The 23443-nt window shown below is 67.3% G+C and carries 19 protein-coding genes; 11 read left to right on the forward strand and 8 right to left on the reverse strand.

The window, feature by feature from the left end:
• Window positions 1-122 precede the first annotated feature (122 nt).
• The gene (locus tag VIF40_RS07365; RefSeq protein ID WP_331936883.1) at window positions 123-1007 is read right to left on the reverse strand and encodes a UTP--glucose-1-phosphate uridylyltransferase; all 885 of its coding nucleotides are present in this window, start codon (window positions 1005-1007) and stop codon (window positions 123-125) included.
• Between the two features lie 197 nt (window positions 1008-1204).
• Between VIF40_RS07365 and galE the strand changes: the two genes are divergently transcribed.
• Window positions 1205-2200 (forward strand): UDP-glucose 4-epimerase GalE, encoded by a 996-nt coding sequence (gene galE, locus VIF40_RS07370; protein WP_331936884.1) that lies wholly within the window; start codon window positions 1205-1207, stop codon window positions 2198-2200.
• Between the two features lie 170 nt (window positions 2201-2370).
• Window positions 2371-3279: a hypothetical protein gene (locus VIF40_RS07375; RefSeq protein WP_331936885.1), complete on the forward strand. Its 909-nt coding sequence runs from the start codon at window positions 2371-2373 to the stop codon at window positions 3277-3279.
• A 16-nt stretch (window positions 3280-3295) separates the two neighbouring features.
• Here the strand turns inward: VIF40_RS07375 and VIF40_RS07380 are convergent, their stop codons facing one another.
• On the reverse strand, window positions 3296-6373 hold the full coding sequence (locus VIF40_RS07380; RefSeq protein ID WP_331936886.1) for an autotransporter outer membrane beta-barrel domain-containing protein: 3078 nt from the start codon (window positions 6371-6373) through the stop codon (window positions 3296-3298).
• An 88-nt stretch (window positions 6374-6461) separates the two neighbouring features.
• Entirely contained in the window at window positions 6462-9221 is a 2760-nt protein-coding gene (gene ppc, locus VIF40_RS07385) for a phosphoenolpyruvate carboxylase (protein ID WP_331936887.1), read from the reverse strand.
• Between the two features lie 289 nt (window positions 9222-9510).
• Here ppc and VIF40_RS07390 point away from each other — a divergent pair, with 289 nt between their 5' ends.
• From VIF40_RS07390 to VIF40_RS07405, 4 genes are all read left to right on the forward strand, one after another.
• A complete protein-coding gene (locus VIF40_RS07390) occupies window positions 9511-10140 on the forward strand; it encodes an NYN domain-containing protein (protein ID WP_331936888.1) in 630 nt (209 codons plus the stop codon).
• A gap of 123 nt (window positions 10141-10263) precedes the next feature.
• Complete coding sequence (locus VIF40_RS07395) at window positions 10264-10797, forward strand: hypothetical protein (RefSeq protein WP_331936889.1); 534 nt, start codon at window positions 10264-10266, stop codon at window positions 10795-10797.
• Between the two features lie 25 nt (window positions 10798-10822).
• Complete coding sequence (bioB, locus tag VIF40_RS07400) at window positions 10823-11809, forward strand: biotin synthase BioB (protein ID WP_331936890.1); 987 nt, start codon at window positions 10823-10825, stop codon at window positions 11807-11809.
• Between the two features lie 147 nt (window positions 11810-11956).
• Complete coding sequence (locus VIF40_RS07405; protein WP_331936891.1) at window positions 11957-12799, forward strand: shikimate dehydrogenase; 843 nt, start codon at window positions 11957-11959, stop codon at window positions 12797-12799.
• A 51-nt stretch (window positions 12800-12850) separates the two neighbouring features.
• On the opposite strand, the gene VIF40_RS07410 is transcribed toward VIF40_RS07405, so the two are convergent.
• The gene (locus VIF40_RS07410) at window positions 12851-13465 is read right to left on the reverse strand and encodes a phasin family protein (RefSeq protein WP_331936892.1); all 615 of its coding nucleotides are present in this window, start codon (window positions 13463-13465) and stop codon (window positions 12851-12853) included.
• A 148-nt stretch (window positions 13466-13613) separates the two neighbouring features.
• A complete protein-coding gene (locus VIF40_RS07415) occupies window positions 13614-13973 on the reverse strand; it encodes a phasin (RefSeq protein WP_331936893.1) in 360 nt (119 codons plus the stop codon).
• A 380-nt stretch (window positions 13974-14353) separates the two neighbouring features.
• Here VIF40_RS07415 and VIF40_RS07420 point away from each other — a divergent pair, with 380 nt between their 5' ends.
• Genes VIF40_RS07420 through VIF40_RS07440 form a run of 5 tightly spaced genes read left to right on the forward strand, consistent with a single transcriptional unit; the run spans window position 14354 to window position 20160 of the window.
• A complete protein-coding gene (locus VIF40_RS07420; RefSeq protein ID WP_331936894.1) occupies window positions 14354-17125 on the forward strand; it encodes a histidine kinase dimerization/phospho-acceptor domain-containing protein in 2772 nt (923 codons plus the stop codon).
• Between the two features lie 39 nt (window positions 17126-17164).
• Entirely contained in the window at window positions 17165-17638 is a 474-nt protein-coding gene (locus VIF40_RS07425) for a nucleoside deaminase (protein WP_331936895.1), read from the forward strand.
• Window positions 17635-18402 (forward strand): 5-oxoprolinase subunit PxpA, encoded by a 768-nt coding sequence (locus VIF40_RS07430; protein WP_331936896.1) that lies wholly within the window; start codon window positions 17635-17637, stop codon window positions 18400-18402. The genes VIF40_RS07425 and VIF40_RS07430 overlap by 4 nt, the downstream gene beginning before the upstream one ends.
• Window positions 18403-18406: 4 nt before the next feature.
• Window positions 18407-19132 (forward strand): allophanate hydrolase subunit 1, encoded by a 726-nt coding sequence (locus VIF40_RS07435; protein WP_331936897.1) that lies wholly within the window; start codon window positions 18407-18409, stop codon window positions 19130-19132.
• Window positions 19129-20160, forward strand: coding sequence for a biotin-dependent carboxyltransferase family protein (locus tag VIF40_RS07440; RefSeq protein WP_331936898.1), 1032 nt, complete (start codon window positions 19129-19131; stop codon window positions 20158-20160). The genes VIF40_RS07435 and VIF40_RS07440 overlap by 4 nt, the downstream gene beginning before the upstream one ends.
• Window positions 20161-20293: 133 nt before the next feature.
• On the opposite strand, the gene tolB is transcribed toward VIF40_RS07440, so the two are convergent.
• The 3 genes from tolB to VIF40_RS07455 are packed head-to-tail and all read right to left on the reverse strand — an operon-like array spanning window position 20294 to window position 23442.
• Window positions 20294-21607: a Tol-Pal system beta propeller repeat protein TolB gene (gene tolB / locus VIF40_RS07445; protein WP_331936899.1), complete on the reverse strand. Its 1314-nt coding sequence runs from the start codon at window positions 21605-21607 to the stop codon at window positions 20294-20296.
• 53 nt (window positions 21608-21660) lie between these two features.
• Window positions 21661-22983, reverse strand: coding sequence for a cell envelope biogenesis protein TolA (locus VIF40_RS07450; protein ID WP_331936900.1), 1323 nt, complete (start codon window positions 22981-22983; stop codon window positions 21661-21663).
• 9 nt (window positions 22984-22992) lie between these two features.
• Window positions 22993-23442, reverse strand: coding sequence for a biopolymer transporter ExbD (locus VIF40_RS07455; RefSeq protein WP_331936901.1), 450 nt, complete (start codon window positions 23440-23442; stop codon window positions 22993-22995).
• Between the last annotated feature and the right edge of the window lies 1 nt (window position 23443).

Raw genomic sequence — 23443 nt, forward strand, 5'->3', positions numbered from 1 at the left:
CACCTCGCATGATCTCCCTGCGACGGCGCAAGCCGACTCCGCGTCGGCCGCGCGGCGTCTTTCGACGCGGCGCGATGAAACGCCGAGCTTGCCTCGCGAAGCCGGGGAGGGGGCCTCTCCGCTCAGCCGAGCAGCTTGGCGATCTCCGCTTTCAGCCCCTCGGCGATATCCGGCCGCGCCAGGCCGAAGGCCAGATTGGCCGCCAGAAAGCCCAGCTTCGATCCGGTGTCATAGGTCTTGCCGTCGAAGCGCACGCCATGGAAGGCCTGCGAGGCGCCGAGCGTCACCATGCCGTCGGTGAGCTGAATCTCGCCTCCCGCGCCCTTCTCGCCCTTGGCCAGAATGTCGAAAATCTCCGGCTGCAGAATATAACGCCCCGAGATCATCAGATTGCTCGGCGCGGTTCCGCGCGGCGGCTTCTCCACCATGCCGGTGATCTCGAAGCTCGCGCCGAAATCCTTGCCGACCGAGACGACGCCATATTGATGCGTCTCCTCTGGCGGCACTTCCTCCACGGCGATGACATTGCCGCCATGCGTCTCATAGGCCGCGACGGCCTGGGCGAGGCAGCGGCTCTTCTGCGGCCCATTGCCGAGCGTCACCATATCCGGCAGCAGCACGGCGAAGGGCTCGTCGCCGACGATCTCGCGGGCGCACCAGACGGCGTGGCCGAGGCCGAGCGGCGCCTGCTGGCGGGTGAAGCTGGCGGCGCCGGCGGGCGGCAGATCGGCGATCAGCGCGTCATATTCCTTGATCTTGCCGCGCTTCTTCAGCGTGTCCTCGAGCTCATAGGCGATGTCGAAATGATCCTCGATGACGCCCTTGTTGCGCCCGGTCACGAAAATGAAATGCTCGATGCCGGCTTCGCGCGCCTCGTCCACCACATGCTGGAGCACGGGGCGATCGACGATGGTGAGCATCTCCTTGGGCACGGCTTTGGTCGCCGGAAGGAAGCGCGTGCCGAGGCCGGCAACGGGAAATATAGCCTTGCGAATGCGTTTGCTCATGATTAGTCCATTTCGAGCGAGTGTGGCCCGGGCGCGAGACGGCGTCGCCCGGGCAGCTTTTCGGAAAGGTCGAAGCCGATTTTCCGAGAACATCCCGCAACGGCGAAAGACCGCCTAGCCCATGCCGGACCAGGATTCGTCCTTAACCATTGCCCGTTAATTTCCCGTGAGGACGTCTTCAGCAGGAAGAACGCGGAATGACCATTCTCGTGACCGGCGGCGCCGGCTATATCGGAAGCCATATGACGCTCGCGCTGCTCGACGCCGGCGAGAGCGTCGTCGTGCTCGACGATCTCTCCACAGGGTTTCGCTGGGCGGTTCCCGAGCAGGTTCCGCTCATCATCGGCGATTTCGGCGACGAGGCGCTGCTGCGCGATATTTTCGCGCGGCATGATGTCCAGTCGATCATTCATTTCGCCGCCAAGATCGTGGTTCCCGAGTCCGTCGCCGATCCGCTCGGCTATTATTCGAACAATACGGCGAAAGCGCGGGCTCTGCTGGCCAGCGCCGTGGCCGCGGGCGTGAAGCGTTTCATCTTCTCGTCGACCGCGGCCGTCTATGGCGACCCCGAGCACAATCCGGTGACCGAGGACGAGAGCCTGAAGCCGGTCTCGCCCTATGGCCGCTCCAAGCTTATGGTCGAGTGGATGCTCGAGGACGTCTCGCGCGCGCATGACCTCGCCTATGTAGCGCTGCGCTACTTCAATGTCGCCGGCGCCGACCCCGAAGGCCGCTCCGGCCAGTCGACGCCCAAGGCCACGCATCTCATCAAGGTCGCCGTGCAGGCGGCGCTGGGGCTGCGTCCCGGCATGCAAGTGTTCGGGACCGATTACCCGACGCCCGACGGCACCTGTCTGCGCGACTATATCCATGTCACCGATCTCGCCCGCGCCCATCTCGACGCATTGCGCCATCTGCGCGGGGGCGGCGAGAGCCTCGTCTGCAATTGCGGCTATGCGCATGGCTTTTCGGTGCTCGAGGTGATCGAGACGGTCAAGCGCGTCTCCGGCGTCGATTTCCCGGTCGAATTCGCCGGTCGTCGGCCGGGCGATCCGGCGGCGATCGTCGCCGCCAATGACCGTATCCGCGCCAGGCTCGGCTGGACGCCGCGTCACGACGATCTGGAGACGATCGTGCGGCAGGCGCTGGATTGGGAGCGTAAGCTCGCCGCGCGTGACGAAAGTGGAGCGTAGCGCATATATTACAGAAATATTTCGATACGCTTCGGATATGGGGCGCAATTGCTCGAATTTACAAGTATTTCCGCTCGATATAGCCTCGGGGCGAAGGCTGTCGGTAAGCTTTGCGTAAGCCCCCAAGCGGACAGTCGCGCGCGTCCGCTCGTCCTTCGGGGAAACGCAGAATGTCCATATCGAGTCTCGCCTCCAGCGCGGTTCAGACCGCGGCTCATCACCATACCCGGCATACGAAAGACGTCGACGACACGACAGCGGCGACAGCCGCGAGCGCGGCGTCGTCGACCAACTCGACCTCGACGACGCAGACCAGCGCCGTCGATTCGACCTCGGCGATCGATTTCCGCAGCGCCGGCTCCGGCCAACTCGCGGCGCTGCTGTTTGCGAGCGATTCGCAATCGACCAGCGCCACCGATCAGACCGACGGCTCGTCTTCGGATTCCAGTTTCGCCTCGACGGTCGCGAGCCTGCTGAAGGCGGTCGATTCCGGCGACACGGCGACGGCCAAGACCGCCGCCTCGAGCCTGCAGAGCCTGCTGCAGCAGTCCTCGACGACGTCGGACTCGTCGAGCGCGTCCTCCGCGTCGTCCTCGGACGGCAAGTCGGGCTTCCTCTCCGATCTGCAGACGTTGATCTCGGCGGTGCAGTCCGGCGACACCACCACCGCGCAATCGACCGCGACCAAGATCGAGAGCCATTTGAAGGCGCCCCCGCCGCCTCCGCCGCCGTCTTCCTCGAGCAGTTCGGATTCGACATCCTCGTCCTTCGTCTCCGATCTCGCGACGCTGCTCAACGCCGTGCAGTCGGGCGATGCGACGACGCAGAAGAGCTCCGCGACCAGTCTCGAGAGCGATCTCAATTCGCTCTTGTCGTCGACCAACGCCTCGACCTCGACCGATACGTCGTCCTCGACCGACTCTTCGTCTTCGACGATCGTCGACGATTTGAAGACGCTGATCACCGCCGCCAAGAGCGGCGACACGAGCGCCGCGCAATCGAGCGTCGAAGCCTTGTTGAAGGACCTCGTCGCCCAGCAGCAGGGCGGTCAGACGACATCGACGTCGCAGAGCGCGTGAGATCGACGGGGCGGCGTCACCAGACGATCTTGACGCCGCCTTTGCCCGCATAGGATTGCGTGTGTCCGCCATATTCGCCTTCGAAAGAGGCGAATATGGCGACAGAGGCGCTCATGTCGAGGCGCAGGCCGGCTTTGGCCTGCACGAAATTGGAGTCGGGACGCGCGCCCGCTATGGTGAATGCGGCCGACGAGGCCGAGCCGAAAGTCGCCGTCAGATCGCGCGCCGGCTCGAATTCATGCACATAGGCGATCGACAGATCGGGCGTCAGCCGGCCGCCGCCTTCGAGCGCGATGCTGCGACGAAGCCTTGCGCCGAAATAGACGGGCAGAGAGTCGGTTTCGCGCGCCGCGAAAGTCAGCCCGCCGAGGCCGGGGACGCCCGGGACGAGGGCCGTCGTCTCGCTGAAGCCGTCCGTCCAAACATGCGCCGTCTCGACCGCCGCGAAAGGCGTGACGCGGAGATCGAGAAGCTCGACGTCTCGGCCGACCTCGACGCGCGCGCGCAGCACGCGGCTCTCGAAATTTCCGTTCGCCGTCTCTCCCGTTCCGACGCCGAAGATCGTGCGCCGCGAATAATTGTCGAAATCCGAGAAGCTCAGCGAGGCGGAAATATAGTTGGGATCGAAGGTGTAGACCCCATAGCCGCCGATGTGCCAGCCATGCGTGTCGACATGCGTCGAGCGCAGATTGGTTGTCGCTCCGCCGGCGCTGTAGCCGCCCGCGAGGCCGAGCAGGAGATTGGGCAGCAACGCCGCATCGAGGCCGATGGCGCCGCCGCCGAGGCTCGCCTGCTGCGTCGCCGAGCCCAGCGTCGCATCGCCGCCGATGCGCGCGCTCTGCCCGAAACCCGAGAGCCAGATGCGCCAGAGATGCGCGGGCTCCTGCGTCGGGCGCGGGTCGATCGGGCCCTTCTTCGTCGCGAGCGAGGCGTAGGAGAGCGCCGGCGACGAAAGCACTGTGATCCCATTGGGGTCGCGCGTCTCACCCGTGCGCCAGAATTGTCCGGCGTCGGAGAGCGTCGAGCCGAACAGGCGGTTCGATTCGAGGCCGACATTCAACGCGCCGGCGACGCCTTCGCCGGAGAGGCCGTCGAAAGCCGCGCGCGCGCCGGCCGCCGATTTGCCGACGACGGCGAGGAACAGCGGGCTCGCCGTCGGCGTCGTGTCGAGCGCCGCGGCGACGGCGCGCTGATTGCGATTGGCCGCGACGCTCTGGAAGAACACGCCATTGCGCGAGAGCGTCAGAAAAGCGTTGTTGGCGTTGTAGGAGAGCGAAGGCGTCAGAAACGCGAGATCGGCGGAGACCGATGCGAAGGAGCCGCTGACGCCGCCCGTCGCCTGCACGATCGAATAAGTGGTGGCCGGAGCGTAATTGCCGGAGGCGGCGGTGACCTGCACAGAGCCGCCGAGCGTCGCCGTTCCGCCGACGATGATCTTATCCGCCGCGCCGGCGGCGTCGGCGTTCACCTGATAGACCGAGCCCGAGCGGAAAGTGGCGTTGCCGGTGATGGAGAGCGTCGAGATCGCGCCGGCGCCCGAGCCGGGCGAGACGACGCCGGAAAGATCGAGCGCGCCGAGCGTTCCCGAGCCGGACAGACGCCCGCCCGCGGCGATGGCGACGAGATTGCCGATCGCGCCCGAAGCGACGAGCTCGGCGCCGCTCGCGACGGTGACGCCGCTCGAATAGCTCTGCGTTCCGGTGAGCGTCCACACGCCATCGTCGACGCTCAGCGTCTCGAAATTGATCGCGCCCGCGAAGCTTCCCGTTCCAGAGAGCGAGACGCGGTCGTTTCCGGCGCCGCCGTCCACCGTGCCGTTGATGACCGAGCCGGTGCGAATGTTCAGCGTGTCGTCGCCGGAGCCGAAGACGATCGCCTGTCCGCCGCCGCCGGTGATGGTTCCGGAATTGGTGATCGTGTTGCTCAGCGTGCTGTTGACGTAAATGCCGTAGCGCGTCGTTCCCTGGATCGCGCCGGCGTTGGTGATCGTCACCGCGCCGAAGGCCGGCCCTTCCGAGCTATTGTCGACGAGAATGCCGTCCGCTTGGCCGATGATCGTCGCGCCGGCCTTATTGTCGATGACGCCGCCGCCGATGGCGACGCCCTGGCTGGTGTTGGTCTTGCCGTCGGAGCCGACGCCCTTGGCGCCTGTGCCGCGGATCGTGCCGTAATTGGTGATGTTGCCGATGTAATCGATATCGACGCCATCGCCGTCGCCATTGGCGACGCCGGCGATATTGTCGATATCGCCCGAGATGAGGCCGTAATTGATCACCGTCCCGCCGACATCGGAGCCGACGCCCGAGCCATTGCGGCCGATGATCTGCCCGCCGGCGTAATTGATGACGGTGATCGAGGAGGTCGTCGCATTGGCCGTCGGATCGTAGCTGATGTTGATTCCGTGGCGCCCGCCCGAGATCAGGCCGCCGGCGTAATTATTGACCGTTCCGCCCGTGCTCGTCTGGAAGTCGATGCCGTCGGCGCCGCTGTTGGTCTGGAAATTATTGGAGATGATCTGGCCGTAATTATTCACCGTGGCTTTGTTGCCGGGGCGTATGCCGTCGGCGTCGGCGGTCTGCAGCACGCCGGTCGCGAAATTGTTTATGGTGATCGACGCCGTTCCGGCGACGATATTGCCGAAGTCGATCGCCTGGCCATTGTTCGAGCCCGTGCCCGTCGCCTGGATCAGCCCGCTATTGTTGACGACGATCGTCCCCGAGGCGACGGCCGTTCCGACCTGCAACGCGTCATTCTGCGATTGGATCGTCGCGCCCGCCTCATTGGTGAGCGTGAAGCTCATCGTGGTTCCGCTGTTGAAGCGGATCGCGCGCGCGCCTGTTCCGGTCGATTCGATCGTGCCGAAATTGTCGATGAGGACGCCGGTCGAGGCCGATGTCTGGTTCAGCGTCGGATTTGCGGTGGAGGTGAGCCTGCCGCCCGCGCCCACCGTGACCTTGTCGGTCCCGCCGAATGTCTTCTGGCCGGAGACCGTCGTATTGGCCGGGACATTGACGTCCGCGGCGACGACGGCGGAGGAGATCGAGAGAGAGGCCAGGAGCGCGAGTGGGCTGACGCGCGAGAGAAGAGGTGACATTGCGGTTCCGTTCCAGCTGGATCGGAACCCCTAATGGGTGAGGCGCATGACGGTTTGACGACAGCGCCGCAATGTCGCCGTCTTCTGTTCACCCCGTGTTGCGCAGTCCCGCGGCGACGCCATTGATCGACATCAATATGCCCTGGCGAATGTCGTCGCCGGTCTGGCCGCCGCGGAAGCGGCGAATGAGCTCCACCTGCAGATAGTTGAGCGGCGCGATATAGGGGAAGCGATGATGCAGCGAGCGCGCCAGCGCCGGATTGTCGGCGAGCCGCTGGCTCGATCCGGTGAGATCGGCCAGCGCGGCGTTGGCTCTGCTCCATTCCGCCTCGATCTCCCCATAGATGCGGTCGGCGAGCGCGTGGTCCTGCACGAGGCCCGCATAGTGGCGCGCGATCGAGAGATCGGTCTTGGAGAGGATCATGTCGATATTGGAGAGCAGCGTGCGGAAGAAGGGCCATTCGCGATACATGCGCCGCAGCAGCTCGAGCTTCGTTCCGTCGTCGCCCTCGAGGAAGCGTTTGATCGCGGCGCCGAAGCCGTACCAGCCGGGCAGGGCGAGGCGCGCCTGGCCCCAGGAGAAGCTCCATGGAATGGCGCGCAAATCCTCGATCTTGCGCGACGGCTTGCGCGAGGCCGGCCGCGAGCCGATGTTGAGCGTGGCGATCTCGGAGATCGGCGTCGAGGCGAAGAAATAATCGACGAAGTCGGGCGTCTCGTAGACGAGGCCGCGATAGGCGTCCATGCCCCATTGCGCGAGCTGCTCGGCGACCTCGAGGAATTCCGGCGGCGGCGCCTTGCTGTGCGAGAGCAGCGTCGCCTCCAGCGTCGCGGCGACGAGCAGCTCGAGATTGATGCGGCCGATCTGCGGATTGGCGTATTTGGCGGCGATCACCTCGCCTTGCTCGGTGAGGCGGATTTGCCCGTTCACCGTGCCCGGCGGCTGCGCCAGAATAGCGTCATAGCTCGGTCCGCCGCCGCGTCCCACAGTGCCGCCGCGGCCGTGAAAGAGGCGCATGGCGATCGACGGCAGGCCCGAGAAAAAGTCCGCGAGCGCGGTGGAGGCGCGATAGAGCTCCCAAATGCTCGCGAGAATGCCGCCGTCCTTGTTGCTGTCGGAGTAGCCCAGCATGATGTCCTGCTGCGCGCCCGAATTGGTGACGAGCTTGACGATGCCGGGCAGGGCGTAGAACTCGCGCATGATGACGGCGGCGTTGCGCAGATCGCCGATCGTCTCGAACAAAGGCACGATGATGAGATCGGCGGCGACGACGCTCAAATCACGCGGGTCGAGCGTGCCGCGCATCATGCCGCATTCCTTTTGCAGCAGCAGCACCTCGAGCAGATCGCTCACCGTCTCCGTATGGCTGACGATGTAATGGCGGATCGACTCGTGGCCATAGGTCTTGCGCATCTCCGCCGCGCGCTCGAAGATCGCCAGCTCGCTCGCCACATCCTCCGAATAGGAGGCGTCGACGAGCCGCACCGGCCGCGGGTCGCCGAGCAGGCGCATCAGCAGCGCGCGCTTCTCCTCCTCGGTGAGGGCGGCGTAGTCCGGCGCGACGCGGGCCTCGCGCAGCAGCGCGGCGATGGTCTCCTCATGGCGGTCAGAGCTCTGGCGTAAATCGACGGTGGCGAGATGGAAGCCGAAGACTTCCGCCGCCCGGATCAGCGGCTCGAGGCGCTGCGTCGCAATCACCTCGCTATGATGGCAGCGCAGCGAATCGTCGACGATCTCGAGATCGGCGAGGAAGGCGCGCGCGTCGGGGTAGGGCGCGCCGGGCGCCCTCGCATGGCGCTGCGCCTGCTGGCCGGTCAGCATTTCCAGCGTCGCCGCGAGGCGGGCGTAGACGCCGATCAGCGCGCGCCGATAAGGCTCGTCGTCGCGATGCGGATTGTCGTCGCCCGAGCGCGCGGCGAGCGCCTCCAGCGCCTGGCTGCAACCGGCGTAGCGGCGTGAGATCGACAGCTCGGCGCCGAGCTCATGGACCTCGGAGAGATAGAAGCGCAGCGCCGTCTCGCCCTGCATGCGCAGCGCATTGGCGAGCGAATCGGCGCGCACATTGGGATTGCCGTCGCGGTCGCCGCCGACCCATGTGCCCATGCGCAGGAAGGGCGGAATGCGCAGGCCGCCCAGGCGCTCCTCGATGTCGGCGTAGAGCAGCGGAATCTGGCGCAGGAACGTGCTGCGATAATAGCTCAGCGTATTGGCGATCTCGTCGCGCACGGTGAGCCGCGCCTGCCGCAGCAGCTCGGTCTGCCAGAGCTGCGAGACGCGGGCGCGCAATTGCAGCTCGTTGCGGGCGAGCTCCGCCTTGCTGCGCGCATGCGGGCGCGCCTCGAGCAGAGCGGAGATGGCGTGCTCGGCGTCGAGCAGGCTTTTCCGCCGCACTTCCGTCGGATGGGCGGTGAGCACCGGCGACACCCAGCCGTTGGAGAGCACCTGCGCCACCTTGCCGGGGCCGATCGAAGCCTTGCGCAAATGCGCGAATGTGTTGGCGAGGCTCGGCGCGCCAGACGCCTCGTCGCCCTGCAGCGGATGCAGATCCTCGGCGATATTGGCGAGATGCGAGAAATAGCTGAAGGCGCGGATGACGGTGACGGCCTCGCTGGCCGAGAGCGAGCGCAGCAGCGCCTCGAGCTTGTCGTCGGCCTCCATGTCGCCGTTGCGGCTGACGGCGACGGAGAGGCGGCGGATCGTCTCGATGCGCTCGAAGGCGGCGACGCCCTCCTGCTCGCGCACCGTGTCGCCGAGCAGGCGCCCGAGCAAACGGATGTCGGCGAGCAGCGACTGATCGTCGAGCATGGCGGAGGAGCTGAAATTGGCGGCGTCTGTTTCGACTTGCATTCGGGCGTCGATCCTCGAGCGGGGGGCGCCGTCGGGCGCGGCAGGTGGGGGCAGCTATAGCAGATTTTGGCGAAATTACGATGCGGGCGGCGTTCCGGGAAATGGCGCTCGGAGGACTGAGGGTCTCGTGCGGTTTCGACTTGCTCCTCGGCGGTCGATCCGCCTATATATCGGACAGGTCGAAGCTACGGCCACGGCATAGATGAGCGAGCCGGCTCATTCCGACAAGCCGCATAAGCGTCGGCGCAAGCCTCGGGAGTGAGCCGGCTCCATCTTCAGGATCATTTCTTTGTTTCAGCCGTTATACGCAATTTTGCTGGACGGCGGCTTCCTCACCAAAAAGCTCTACGCCAAGCTGGAACGCCATCCCACGGCGGACGATATCGTCGTAGAATGCGAACGGTTGCAAGCTTTGCCGGCAGTGCAGAATTATGAATTGCTTCGTATCTACTATTACGACGCTCCGCCTTCGGCGGACTCGGTGACGAAACCAGTGTCTCGAGCTCGTATGAATCTCGCGACGACCGAACGCTTTCGATTGAGTCAGTCGCTCTACGATCAACTGGTTCTGCGGCCGCACTTCGCGCTGCGTATGGGCGAAACGCGGCTGTCGCCCGACAAATGGCGGATCAAGCCGCGGGTGGCGCGATCGCTCGTTTCCGAACAACGTGCGCTCGGCGATGACGATTTCGAATTGGATCTCTCGCAGAAGGGCGTCGACATGCGTATCGGTCTCGATATGGCTCGTCTCGCGCTGCGCGAGACGGTGCGCGCCGTCGTCGTCGTCACTGGGGATTCGGATTTTGTTCCGGCGTTCAAATTTGCCCGTCGCGAGGGCGTCAAAGTCATTTTGGATCCGCTCGGACATAATGTCCGAACCGAATTGAGGGCGCATTCGGACGTCGTCGTGACGAGCTGAGCCGAATTGCGCGCCACGTCGGCTGCCAGGACCAATCCTCCTCGATTCGCCCCCTCCCTTGTCCCGCCCGCCGGTCCGACTTATAGACCTCGCTGCGGCCGTAACCTCACCGAGTTCGTCCAGATGGAAGACGCGTCCTCGATTCTGATCCCCGCCGCCGTCGGCGCGCTGCTCGGCGCGGCTTTCGCCTTTTTCGCGCGCTGGTCGGAGCGTTATCCGCAGGCCGGCTCCCGCCGCGCGCTGGCCTATGGGCTCATCGCCACGGCCGCGCTCTATGTCGGCCTCTCCTTCGCCTCGGACAATCCCAAGGCCTGGTTCGGCATCGAGATGACCGGCTTCGCCATTTTCGGCTCTTTCGCTCTGCTCGGTCTGGTCGGCTCGCCCTGGTGGCTCGCGATCGGCTTCGCTCTGCATCCGCTGTGGCATTTGCAGTTTCATTATCTCGGCACGGGCGCCGAGTTCGCGCCGACGTGGTTCACGCTCGGGCTCACGGGTTTCGATCTGGCGGTCGCCGCTTATGTCGTCTATGCCGTGCTGCGCGACGCCGATCCGGCGCTCCAGCGCAAGGCGCGTCGACCGGCGATCCTCGACCAGGACGACGAGCCGCAGCGCCCGCTCACGCGCAACGAACGCCGCGCCGCTAAGAAACCGCGCTGAACCCACGCCGCAGAGAGGCTGCTCGATGAACGCTCCCGCCGATTTCACCCTCCGTCACGACTGGACGTTGGAGGAGATCGTCGCCATCCACGATTCGCCTCTGCTCGAGCTCGTCGCGCGGGCGAGCGCGCTGCATGGCCGCTTCTTCGATCCCAATGACGTGCAGAAAGCGGCGCTGCTCAGCATAAAGACCGGCGGCTGTCCCGAGAATTGCTCCTATTGTTCGCAATCGGCCCATCACCGCGAGGTCAAGCTCGACCGCGTCGAGCTGATGCAGGTGGGCGATGTGCTGGACGCCGCCAAGCAGGCGCGGGAGGCGGGCGCCGACCGTTTCTGCATGGGCGCGGCCTGGCGTCAGGCCCCCAGGGGCGAGCGCTTCGACTCCGTGCTGGAGATGGTGCGCGGCGTGCGCGCGCTCGGCATGGAGGCCTGCGTCACGCTCGGCATGCTCGACGACGGACAGGCGCAGTCGCTCGTGGAGGCGGGGCTCACCGCCTATAATCACAATCTCGACACCGGGCCGGAATTCTACGGCGAGATCGTCACCACGCGCAGCTACGAGGACCGCCTCGCGACGCTCGCCGCCGTGCGCCGCGCCGGCATAGAAATGTGCTGCGGCGGCATTATCGGCATGGGCGAGAGCGTGCGCGATCGCGCCCATATGCTGCAGGTGCTGGCCTCCTTCGATCCGCATCCCGAGAGCGTGCCGATCAATGCGCTGGCCGCCATAGAGGGCACGCCGCTCGCCGGCCGCCCGCCGGTGGATTCGCTGGATCTGGTGCGCATGATCGCGACGACGCGCATTCTCATGCCGAAATCGCGCGTGCGCCTGTCGGCCGGGCGCTCTGGCCTCTCGCGCGAGGCGCAGATCCTGTGTCTCGTGGCCGGCGCCAACTCCATCTTCTATGGCGAGAAGCTGCTGACCGCCGGCAATCCCGGCCTCGACGCCGACGCCGCATTGTTCTCGGCGCTTTCCGCGCAAGGGGAGAGCGCCTGCGCGGCGAAGCAGTAGGGGCCGAAGGCGCGTTCCAGGCGGCGGCATGACGGTTTCCTCGTCCTTCGAGACGCCGCTTTGCGGCTCCTCGGGATGAGGCGAGCTTCAGCCGACGTCCCGGATCCCATTTCCGCATAGGGCGGGGGAGCGAGCGGGGAGAGACTGATGCACGGGCAGGACCGTTTTCTCCTCGCCGGCGTGATGGGCTGGCCGATCTCGCATTCGCGCTCGCCGAAAATCCACAATTACTGGCTCGCGCGCTACGGGCTCGCCGGCTCCTATATTCCGCTCGCCATCGAGCCGGGCCGGCTCGAGGCTGCGCTGCGCTCTCTGCCGGCGCTGAATTTCTCCGGCTGCAATCTCACCATTCCACACAAGGAGGCGGCGCTCGCCGTCGTCGACACGCTGGATGCGAGCGCGAAGCGCATCGGCGCGGTCAATTGCGTGGTGGTGGAGGAGGACGGAACGCTCTCCGGCCGCAATTACGACGGCTTCGGCTTCACCGCCTCGCTCCATGCGGCCGCGCCCATGTGGCGGGCGGACGCCGGGCCGGCGGTCGTCATCGGCGCGGGCGGCGCGGCGCGGGCGGTCATTGCCGGGCTCATCGACGCGGGCGCCTCCGAGGTGCGGCTGTTCAATCGGACGCGCGAGCGGGCGCAGAAAATCGCCGCCGATTTCGGGGCGCCTGTCGCCGCCTTCGGCTGGGGCGAACGGGCCGAGGGCCTCGCCGGCGCCGGGCTCGTCGTCAATACGACGAATCAGGGCATGGTCGGCGAGCCGCCTCTCGATCTGCCGCTCGACCGCCTGCCGGAGGACGCGCTCGTCTCCGACATCGTCTATGCGCCGCTGGAGACGCCGCTGCTGGCCGCGGCCCGCGCCCGCGGCAATATCGCGGTAGACGGGCTCGGCATGCTGATCCATCAGGCGCGGCCGGCTTTCCGCGACTGGTTCGGCGTCATGCCCGAGGCGACGCCGGAGCTGCGCGCGCTGATCGAAGCGACGCTCTAGCGAGCGCTCCGCCCGACCGGAGTCGGTCGAGCATGGAGCAATCGCGCAGCGTCACGCCACAAAGGCGGAGACGGCGAAGCGAAAGGGCGACCAGCGGCTCGAAAGCTCGACGAACTCGTTGGCGTGCTTCATGAAAGTCGAGTAGCGCTCGCTGGCGAAACGCGACTGCGCTTCGATGGCGTCCCCCATCGATCGCGCCTGTCCGAGCGCCAGCGCCAGATCGAAGACCGCGGTCGCGTTCTCATTCACGACATCGATCGTCGTCAACGACCAGAGGCTCGGATCGAGCGGGAGCGCCATCGGCTTTCCCGCCGTCGTCTCGATCGTCGCGGCGATGATGGTCACCGGCGCGAGCGGCGCTTCGACCACAGGCTCGGGGACCGGCTCCGCCATAGTCGTGAGGACGGGCTCGGTCTCGAGGACGGGCTCGGTCTCGATGATGGGCTCGGCGGCGACGGCCTCGATCTGCGTCGCGACGACCGGCTCGGTCAGCGCCACGTCGACGGGCGCCAGCGCGGCGATGATTTCAATCTCGGCGGGCGGCGCGGGCTGCGGCGGCAGGGCCTCCGGCTCGTCGTCGTCCAGCGCATCCTTGAGCGTGATCGGCGGCTCCTTCGGCGTCGGCGCCGGCGGGCGCTTGGAAGGACCTCTCGTATGCGTGGCCATCGCTTCGGGCTCCTGTGCTCTGGTTCCGGCGCGCCACCCGAATCGCCTCGGCGGGAGGCTGGGGAAACGTCGCCAAACTCACGCCGTGACGCGTCTCGTCGAGGCGCCGCGCGTCATCGGCGCGGCGCCGTCGGGACTCACCTGCCGGTCACTTGCCGGTCGCCGCCTTTTGCAGCGCGGCGCCCAAATCCTTGGCCTGGCTCTGAATCGCCTCGACCTGGCTCTTCACATATTCCGCCTGCAGCTGAAGAACCTCCTGCGGGTCCTTGGCGCGCAGGAGCTTCTGAGCGAGGTCGAAGGCGGCGTTCACATTGGCTTCGGCGTAGCCGAGCGCCTTGGCGCTCACATCCTTGGCCCCGACATGGAAGGTCGCGGTCGTGGTGTCGACGGAGCCGATCGCCTTTTGCGCGGCTCCGGCGAATCCCTCGAACGCCTTGCGCGCCTGCTCGACGCTCTTTTCGGCGAAGTCGCGGACTTCGTTCGGTATCTGGTAGATCGGATCGCTCACGAATGCTTCCTTCTGGTCGGGTCGGCCGCTGACCGCCCGTCGGCCGCAGAACGGGCGCCGGCCGATCGCCTGCGGCGCCGTTCATGCGCGGCGCGATCGGAAATCATCGCGCGTCGCGAAACAACATGAACTGCCGAGTCGAATATGGCTCAACTCATGTTGCATTGCAACATACTTGTCGCCGTACGGCGGCGCATCCGTTCATCATGAATCGTCGAAGCTTGTTAAAATCTCGTGCGCCGCATAGACCAAGCCGCGTCGAACCTTTAAGTTTCTTTTAACCGATCGTTCACCTTCGATCGGCCGTGTCGCGTGTTCCGCGCCGCTTTGTTCCGCGCCGGACTCCCGGCGCTTGTCGCGTCCGAAGAGGCGCTGTCGATATGAGCGAGCACGACAGGCTGGGGATCGAGAGCGAGGCGGTCGCCGCGCGAATCAGCGCCGATCCGGCCTTTGCCGCGCTGGAGGCGTCGGGCGCGCCCATCGTCGCGGCGGCGGGCGAGCCGCTTTCGGTCGTCCACGCCAATGAATCCGCCATCGCCGTTTTCGGCGCCGATCTCGATGCGCTCGGCGAGCGTCTGTTCCGTGGCGAGGAGCCCGGCGCGCAGCGGCTCCGCGAGCTCGCCGGCGCGCGCAGCCATGCCGCGGCGGCGCGGCTCGAGCGGCTGCGCTTTTCCTTCGGCCCCATAGCGCAGACGGCGACGGTGCTGTGCCGCACCCTGGCCGGCGCTTCGGGCGCGCCGCCACTCTTCCTCATCGCCTTGCTCGGCATGCGCTCGGCCGCGTCCGAGAGCCCGCTGGTCGTCGCCGAGTCGAGTCCCGCCGCTCCCGTTCTGGCCGCTCCCGTTCCCGAGCCGGCGCAGCCGTCCGCGCGGCGGCCGGAGCGGTTCCTCTGGCGCGCCGACGCCGAGGGACGCATTCTGGACGTCACCTCCGCGCTCGCCGATGTCGTCGGGCGGGAGAATGGCGACATCGCCGGGCGCCTGTTTCTCGAGCTGGCGAGCCGGCTGCGGCTCGCCCCCGACGAGCGTGTCGCCGAGGCTTTCGCCTCGCGCCGCTCCTGGAGCGGGGTGGAGCTCGACTGGCCGCTCGAGGGCGGCGCGGCGCGGGTCCCGGTGACGCTCGGCGCTCTGCCTGTTTTCGACGACGGTCGCGGTTTCGGCGGCTATCAGGGCTATGGCGTGCTGCATGTCGATCGGCTGCGCGGCGCGCCCGAATCGGCCGAGCCGCCGCCGTCCGAGCCCGCCCCGGCGATCGAGCCGTCGGAGCCGGTCGTTACGGCGCTGGCCGAGACGGAATCCCTGCCGGCGATCGCCGGCGGCGCCAAGATCGTGGCGCTGCGGCCGCTGCCGCGGCTAGAGGACGCCACCGCCTCCATCGAGGCGCTGTCGCCGAGCGAGCGCACTGCCTTCGACGAGATCGCGCGCGCGCTCGCCTCGGTGGCGCAAAAGCCGGCCAAGGGCTCGGTGCGCGATCTTTTCGAGACGATCGAGCAGGCGACGGGACAGGCCGCCGTGGCCTCGGCGGAGCTCGAGCCCGCGCGCATCGACGAGCCGGCGGCGACCAATGATCCCGCGCCTTCCGAGGACCCGGCGCCTACCGATGAGCTTGCGCCGTCCGAGGACCCCGCGCCTTTCGATCAGCATGCGCCGTCCAATGAAAATGTCGCCTTTCCCGGCGATCTCTCGCGCGCCGCCGCGCTGCTCGACCGGCTGCCGATAGGGGTGATGGTCGCGCGCGGGGCGGAGGTGCTCTACGCCAACGCCACGCTGCTCGACTATCTCGGCTATGACGACGCCGCCGCCCTGGCGGCCGAAGGCGGCGCGACGCGGCTTTTTTCCGGGCGTCGCCCGCCCACCGCGCCGGACGGAACCGCGGGCGGCGTGGTCGCGGTCATGGATTGCGACGGCGAGGCGCTCGAGGCCGATGTGCGGCTCGAGCCGATCGAATGGGACGGCGTCCCCGCGACTTTGGTCACCTTGCGCGGCGCGCGGCCGGCGGCGAAGGCGCCCGAGGCGCAGCGCGCCGGCGCGCTGCGCAAGGAGCTGGAGACGCGCCGGCAGGAGGCGGAGGAGCTGCGCGCCGCGCTCGACGCGATGAGCGACGCCGTGGCCGTCGTCGATGCGGACGGCAGGCTGCGCAGCGTCAACGCCGCGCTCGTCCGGCTGGTCGGCGGCGAGACGCACGCGCTGCTCGGCGCGGGCCTCGCCTCGCTGTTCTGCGACGCCGATCAAGGCGCGGTCGCCGATTTTCTCCGCCGTCCCGCAGGGCGCGAGGCGGGGGAGGGGCTTCAGGTCCAGGCGCGCATGCGCAAAGGCCAATTGCTCCCCGTGCAGCTGACGCTGTCGCCGCTGGGCCCGCCGCCCGAGCAGAGGCGTTGCGCTGTTCTGCACGTCATCCGCCGCCGCAGCTCGGACGACGAGCTCGAGGCGGCCCGCCGCGAGGCCGAGCGGGCGAGCGCCGCCAAGACCGATTTTCTGGCCAAGGTCAGCCATGAGATTCGCACGCCGCTCAACGCCATCATCGGCTTCGCCGAGGTGATGATGGAGGAGCGCTTCGGCCCGCTCGCCAATGAGCGCTACAAGGAATATCTCAAGGACATCCATACGTCCGGCGAGCATGTGCTGAGCCTCGTCAACGATCTGCTCGACCTTTCCAAGATCGAGGCGGGCAAGTTCGAGCTCGACGTGGAGCGCATCGACGCCAACGCCGTCATCTCCGAATGCGTGTCGATCATGCAGCCGCAGGCGAACCGCAGCCGTGTGGTGATCCGCTTGTCGCTATGGCCGCGCCTGCCGCGCATCCTTGCCGACGGCAGGTCGCTGCGGCAGATATTGCTGAACCTCCTGTCCAATGCGGTGAAGTTCAACGAGGCCGGCGGGCAGGTGATCGTGTCGAGCGCCTTGACCGACGCCGGATATGTGGTGATCCGCGTGAAGGACACGGGCATCGGCATGTCCGAGAACGAGATCGAGACGGCGCTCGAGCCTTTCCGCCAGATCGGCGCGTCGCGCGGCGGCACGGGGCTCGGCCTGCCGGTGACCAAGGCGCTGATCGAGGCCAATCGCGCCTCTTTCTCGATCAAGAGCCGCAAGAGCCAAGGCACGCTGGTCGAGGTCGCCTTTCCGCCGCCGCAGGTGCTCGCGGCGGAATAGGGCGAGCCCCTCCGGCGCCGCGCCGGAAAGGGGATGTCGATGAACGCGTCGGATGTCGTTTGCATGGAAGAGGCGTTTCGCTTAGCCAAGAAGAGCTTCGATGAGGGCGGCCTGCCGATCGGCTCCGTCCTCGCCGAAGGGACGCGCATTCTCGGCCGCGGCCATAATCGCCGCGTGCAGCTGGGCGATCCGATCCTGCATGGCGAGATGGATTGCCTGCGCGACGCCGGACGCAGGGAGTCCTATCGCGAGACGACGCTCTATACGACGCTGTCGCCCTGCATGATGTGCGCGGGAACGATCGTGCAATTCAAGATTCCGCGCGTCGTCGTCGGCGAGAACAGTAATTTCGGCGGCAATGAGCAGTTTTTGCGCGACCACGGGGTCGAGGTGATCCTGCTCGACGATGCGCGCTGTCGTGCATTGATGCGGAGCTATATCGAAGCGCATCCTTCGATCTGGCGCGAGGACATCGCCGTGGTCGAGGCGCGCGAAGGAGCCCGGAAACAGTGATAGTCGATCTCAATGCCGATCTCGGGGAAGGTTTCGGCGCCTGGCGCATGGGCGACGACGAGGCCATGCTCGACCTCGTCACCTCGGCCAATGTCGCCTGCGGCTATCATGCCGGCGATCCGGACATTATGGCGCGCTGCTTCTCGCTCGCCAAGGCGCGCGGCGTCGCCATAGGCGCGCATGTGTCCTTTCCCGATCTCGCGGGCTTCGGCCGCCGGCGCATTCCCTATTCCGCCGCCGAGGTCGAGCGCCTCGTCGCCTATCAGATCGGCGCGGCGCAGGCGTTGGCGCTCTATAGCGGCCATCGTCTTTCTTATGTGAAATGTCATGGCGCGCTCGCCAATGTCGCGGAAGTCGAGCCGGAGATCGCGCTCGCCGTGGCGCGGGCGACGCGCGCCGTCGACGCCGGGCTCACGCTGCTGGTGATCGCGCGCAGCGAGCAGGTGGCGGCGGCCGAGCATGTCGGCGCGCTCATCGCGCATGAAGTGTTCGCCGATCGCGCCTATCTCGACGACGGACGGCTGAAGCCGCGCAACCAGAAGGGCGCCGTCATAGAAGATCCCGATTGGGCCGCCGCGCGCGCGCTCGCGATGCTCGAGGAGCAGGCGATCGTCACCGAGAGCGGCAAGCGCTTGGCCACGCCGATCGACTCGATCTGCGTGCATGGCGACACGGGGCACGCCGTCGACATGACGCGGCGTCTGCGCGCGGCGCTGGAACGCGCCGGCTATCATCTGCTGCCCTTCGCGCCATCGGAGGCGTGAGCCGATGCGCTACGCCGCGCCGCGCTGTCTCGACGCCGGCGAGGCGGCGCTGGTGGTCGAGCTCGGCGACAGCGTCGATCCTTCGATCAACGCCGATGTGCTGGCGCTGGACGCCGCATTGCGCGCGTCCCCGCTCGGCGGACTGGTCGAGACGGTTCCGACCTATCGCTCGCTGATGATTCATTACGATCCGCTGACGCTCGCGCGCGCCACGCTGGTGGCTCATGTCGAGGCGCTGGAGACGAGCGTCGCGGAGAATCGATCGGCTGTCCGCTGGATCATTCCCTGCTGCTATGATCCGCCGCATGGCGAGGATATCGCTGCGGCGGCCGAAGCGCTGTCGCTTTCGCCCGAGCGCGTCGTCGCGCTTCATTCGGGCGCCGATTATCGCGCCTATATGTATGGCTTCGCGCCGGGCTGGTGCTATCTCGGCGGCCTGCCTGCGGCGCTGGCCCTTCCACGCCGCGCCGCGCCGCGCGGGCCGACGCCGCGGGGCGCCGTGCTCATCGGCGGCGGACTCTCGCTGATCGGCGCCGATCCCATGCCGACCGGCTGGCATGTCCTCGGCCGCACGCCGGAGCGGCTGTTCGCACCGGGCCGCGATCCATCCTTCTTCGTGGAGGTCGGCGACGCATTGCGCTTCGAGCCGATCGACGCGGCGACATTTCGCGCGCTCGAGGAGAGGAGCGCGCGCGGCGAGAGGATCGCGCGGCGCGAGACGGCGTCGTGAGCGCGCGGCTCGTCATAGGCGCGGCGGGGCCGGGCGTCACTCTGCAGGACGCCGGGCGCCGCGGCAGCCTGCGCTTCGGCGTCACGCCGGCGGGCCCGATGGACGCCGGCGCTTTCGCCGCCGCCAATCTCGCCGTCGGGGCGGCTGTCGGCGCGGCGGCGATCGAGGTCTCGCTCGGCGGTGTGGAGCTTTCGGCGGAAGGCGAGACGATCGGCCTCGCCATCGCCGGCGGCGAATTCGACATTCGCCTCGATGGCGCGCCGCTTCCCGCCGCTTGCGCTCTCGCGCTGGAGCCGGGCGCGCGTCTCTCGATCCGCGCGGGGCGGGGCGGAGCCTGGTGCTATGTCGCTGTCGGCGGCCGCATCGATCTGCCGTTGGCGCTCGGCTCGCTCGCCACCCATGCGCGCTCCTCGATGGGCGGGCTCGAAGGGCGCGGATTGCGCGCCGGCGATGTTCTGCCGCTCGCGGGGCTCGCATCGCCGCCGCGGGAAATGCTGGCGCTCGACGCGCCCTGGCTCGCGGCCGGCGGCGAGACGATCCGCGCGCTGCTCGGCCCGCAGGCCGATTATTTCACGCAAGACGCGATCGACGAATTTCTGTCCGCCCGCTGGCGGCTGTCGCCACGCAGCGACCGCATGGCCTATCGGCTGGAAGGCGCGCGCCTGTCCCATGCGAAGGGTCACGACATCGTCTCGGACGGAGTGGCGCTCGGCGCGATCCAGGTTCCGGGCGACGGCGCGCCGCTGGTGCTGATGGCCGATCGCCAGCCGACCGGCGGCTATCCGAAGATCGCCAATGTCATCGGCGCCGATATCGGCCGCCTCGCGCAGCGGCGGCCGGGCGAGGCGTTTTCCTTTGTCGCGGCGTCGATCGAGGAGGCCGTCGCGGCGCGGAGGGCGCTGAGCGAGGCGATGGCGGCGGGGGTGCGGTTGCAGCCGCTCGCCGGGGAGCTGTCGACGGAATTGCTGCTTTCGACCAATTTGATCGGCGGGGTCGCCGATGCGTTTCTGGCGATGGAGAAAGAGTAGGGACCGCACGCTCCCCCGCTACGCGGGAGAGGGAGGTTGCCGGCGTTGCGCAAACCATCGAAAAGGGCGGAATCTGCTCCCTCTCCCGCGAAGCGGGGGCGGGCTGGGGAGGGGGCCGACCGGCGCGGGGCGGCTATTCCTGCAGCGGCCCCCAGGACGGGTCGGAGGCGTAGGACGGCGTCGGCACCGGGAATTCCGCGCGGCCAAAAATGTCGACCATGAATATCTTCGCGCCCGATCCGCCGCCCGGATCGCGGAAGAACATCAGGAACAGCCCGTTCGGCGCCCAGGTCGGGCCCTCATTGTGGAAGCCTTCGGTGAGGATGCGCTCGCCGGAGCCGTCCGGCTTCATCACGCCTATGCCGAAAGAGCCGGAGGATTGCTTGGTGAAGGCGATGTAATCGCCTTTGGGCGACCACACCGGCGTCGAATAATGGCCCTGGCCGAAGGAGATGCGCCGGGCGCCGCCGCCATTGCCGCCCATCACATAGATCTGCTGCGAGCCGCCGCGATCGGATTCGAAGACGATCTCGCCGCCGCTCGGCGAATAGGAGGGCGAGGTGTCGATGGCGTTGGTGTCGGTTAGCCGCGTCGTCGTGCGCGAGCGCAGATCCATGGCGTAGAGATTGGTGGCGGCGCCCTGCGACAGCGACATCACGATCTTCTGCCCGTCCGGCGAGAAGCGCGGCGAGAAGGTCATGCCCGGAAAATTGCCGACCACCTCGCGCTGGCCGCTCTCTATGTTCAGCAGCAGCACCTTCGGATCGGCGGAGCCGAAGGACATATAGGTGACGTCCTGCGAGGTGGGCGAGAAGCGCGGCGTGACGACCAGCTCCTCGCCGCGGGTCAGATAGCGAATATTGGCGCCGTCCTGATCCATGATGGCGAGGCGCTTGCGGCGATGCTCCTTGGGCCCGCTCTCGTCGACGAAGACCACGCGCGTGTCGAAAAAACCCTTCTCGCCGGTGATGCGCGTGAACACCGCGTCCGAGACCAGATGAGCGACGCGGCGCATATTGGCGGAATCGGTCACATATTGCTGGCCCGCGGCCTGCTCGCCGGTCGAGACGTCGAAGAGGCGGAACTCGGTCTTGAGGCGCCCGTCCGGCCCGCGCTGCGAGCGGCCCGTCACCACATATTGCGCATTGACCGTGCGGAAGACATCGAGATTGGGCGCGGCCTCGGAGCCGGCGGACTCGGGAAAGCCGCCCGGCTCGATCGGCCGCAGGAAGACGGAGCGCTTGAAATTATTGACGACGACGCTCGTCACGATGCGCGCCGCCTCGTCGCCCGAGAAATTCGTCACCGCCACGGAGACGGGCTGAAAGCCGCCGCCGGCGCGCAGATCGAGCACGCGCGCCGCCCGCGCCGGGGCGACCAGGAGCGGGGAGAAGGCCGCGCCGGCGAGAAGCTGGGCGGCCGTGCGGCGGGTGATGTGAGACGTCATGAGAGGCGGGTCCTGGGCGTTTTCGAATTTCAGAGGCGAGCAGCGATGCGCTGCTACATATCTTCCTTCATGTCCAATTCCGTGACGCGCCAATAATCGTAAAACGGGGCGTAGGCGGCCGGAATCGGCATGGGGCTGCAGCGTCGCACGGCGCCGAGCGCCTGCTCGCCACGGCTGTGCTCGACGGGATCGGAGGAGGGGTTGAGCAGGCGCGGCGCGCTCTCGAGCGCGCCCTCCCGCGTCAAGTGGAATTCCACGCGCGGCACATAGCTGTGCGCGTTGATCGACAGCGCCGCCTGCCAGCAGCGGCGATAATGGTCCACCGTATAGGCGTCGATCTGCGCTTGCAGCGTCGGCGACATGCGCGGCGCGCTCGCCGTCGGCGCGCCGAGCGAGGCGGTCTTGGTCAGATCGGCGCCGGTCGCGGCGCGCCGCTGCGGCGCCTCATGGCTCAGGAGATTGGCGATATTGGCGGCGTCGAATTTCGATTTGGGCGCGGCCTCGTCGCCGGATTTCGGCTTGGCCGGCGGCTTGTCGGATTTCTTCTTCTCGTCGGAATCGCTGGGCGCGCCCTTTTCGGCGGCCTTTTTCTTTTCCAGGAGCTTGGCCACCTCGTCGACCTTCAACCGCGACTCGTCCTTGGATTTGGACTGCTCCTTGGATTTGGCCTGCTCTTTCGGCTTCGCCTCTTCCTTCGGCCTGGCCTCTTGCTTGGGCTTCGGCTCGTCCTTGGGCTTGGGCTCGTCCTTGGGCTTGGGCTTTTCAGGAGGCTGCGGCGTCTCTTTCGCCTCCTTCTCGGGCTTCGGCCGCACGGGCGGCTTCGGCCTCACCACCTCGGCCTCTTCGGGCTCCTCGCGCTCCGGCGGCGTCGGCGCGGGCTTCGCGCGTTCGGGCTTAGCGCGCTCGGCCTTGGGCGGCTCGGCTTTGGCGGGCTCCACTTTGGCGGGTTCGGCTTTGGCGGGTTCGGCTTTGGGTGGCGTCGGGCGGAGGGGGGGCTCCGGCGTCGGCGGCAGAGCGGCGATGCGTTTGGGCGGGGGCGGGGCCTCGGGCTTGTCCTCCGGCTCCTCGAGCCGCGGCTTCATCGGCGGCGGCGGGGCGGCGACATCCTTCTTCGCCTCGGCGAGCGGCGGCAGCGGCTTGGTCTCGTGCTGCTCGGCGATCTTGTCGACGCGCTGGAGCGGCGTGACCTCCTTGGCGGTCTTCTCGCCCTTCATCACCTGATTGATCTGCGCATCCGTGACGATATCGACCGGCACGGCCTCCTGCGCGTCATCGAATTTCTTCGTGTCCGAAAAGGCGATGAGCGTCGCCAGCAGCAGCCCGGCATGGGCGGCCGCCGAGACGATGATACCGGGTTGGGAACGCGAGGGCTTCAAGCCGCTCCCTCACTTCTTGTCCACTTCGGTCACGAGCGCGACCTTCTTGTAGCCGGCCGACGTCACCAGCGACATGATCTCGGCGACGCGGCCGTAATTCACCGTCTTGGAGGCGCGCATATAGATGCGCTCGTCGAAGCCCGCCTTGGCGGTCTCCTTCAGCCGGTCGAGCAGCTGGCCGATCTCCAGCGGCTGGTCCATGAGGAAGACTTGTCCCTTGTCGTCTATGGCGATCGACAGCGGCTTCTGATCGATATTGAGCGGACCGGCCTTGGTCTGCGGCAGATCGACGGCGACGCCTGTCGCCAGCAGGGGCGCCGCCACCATGAAGATGATGAGCAGCACCAGCATGACGTCGATGAAGGGCGTCATATTGATATCGGCCATGGCGCTGTAGCGCGGCGTGCCGCGCCGGCGGCGTCCCGAGCCCTTGCGTCCGCTGGCCATCGACGCTCCCATG

It is taken from the genome of Methylosinus sp. (assembly GCF_036560965.1).
Classification (GTDB): Bacteria; Pseudomonadota; Alphaproteobacteria; order Rhizobiales; family Beijerinckiaceae; genus Methylosinus.

What these genes read in the sequence shown, in the direction of transcription:
- VIF40_RS07395 (WP_331936889.1), top strand. Translation starts at nt 10,264, where the DNA reads ATGGAAGACGCGTCCTCGATTCTGATCCCCGCCGCCGTCGGCGCGCTG.
- VIF40_RS07455 (WP_331936901.1), bottom strand. Translation starts at nt 23,442, where the DNA reads ATGGGAGCGTCGATGGCCAGCGGACGCAAGGGCTCGGGACGCCGCCGG.
- tolB (WP_331936899.1), bottom strand. Translation starts at nt 21,607, where the DNA reads ATGACGTCTCACATCACCCGCCGCACGGCCGCCCAGCTTCTCGCCGGC.
- bioB (WP_331936890.1), top strand. Translation starts at nt 10,823, where the DNA reads ATGAACGCTCCCGCCGATTTCACCCTCCGTCACGACTGGACGTTGGAG.
- VIF40_RS07405 (WP_331936891.1), top strand. Translation starts at nt 11,957, where the DNA reads ATGCACGGGCAGGACCGTTTTCTCCTCGCCGGCGTGATGGGCTGGCCG.
- VIF40_RS07425 (WP_331936895.1), top strand. Translation starts at nt 17,165, where the DNA reads ATGAACGCGTCGGATGTCGTTTGCATGGAAGAGGCGTTTCGCTTAGCC.
- ppc (WP_331936887.1), bottom strand. Translation starts at nt 9,221, where the DNA reads ATGCAAGTCGAAACAGACGCCGCCAATTTCAGCTCCTCCGCCATGCTC.
- galE (WP_331936884.1), top strand. Translation starts at nt 1,205, where the DNA reads ATGACCATTCTCGTGACCGGCGGCGCCGGCTATATCGGAAGCCATATG.
- VIF40_RS07410 (WP_331936892.1), bottom strand. Translation starts at nt 13,465, where the DNA reads ATGGCCACGCATACGAGAGGTCCTTCCAAGCGCCCGCCGGCGCCGACG.
- VIF40_RS07420 (WP_331936894.1), top strand. Translation starts at nt 14,354, where the DNA reads ATGAGCGAGCACGACAGGCTGGGGATCGAGAGCGAGGCGGTCGCCGCG.
- VIF40_RS07365 (WP_331936883.1), bottom strand. Translation starts at nt 1,007, where the DNA reads ATGAGCAAACGCATTCGCAAGGCTATATTTCCCGTTGCCGGCCTCGGC.
- VIF40_RS07380 (WP_331936886.1), bottom strand. Translation starts at nt 6,373, where the DNA reads ATGTCACCTCTTCTCTCGCGCGTCAGCCCACTCGCGCTCCTGGCCTCT.
- VIF40_RS07375 (WP_331936885.1), top strand. Translation starts at nt 2,371, where the DNA reads ATGTCCATATCGAGTCTCGCCTCCAGCGCGGTTCAGACCGCGGCTCAT.
- VIF40_RS07435 (WP_331936897.1), top strand. Translation starts at nt 18,407, where the DNA reads ATGCGCTACGCCGCGCCGCGCTGTCTCGACGCCGGCGAGGCGGCGCTG.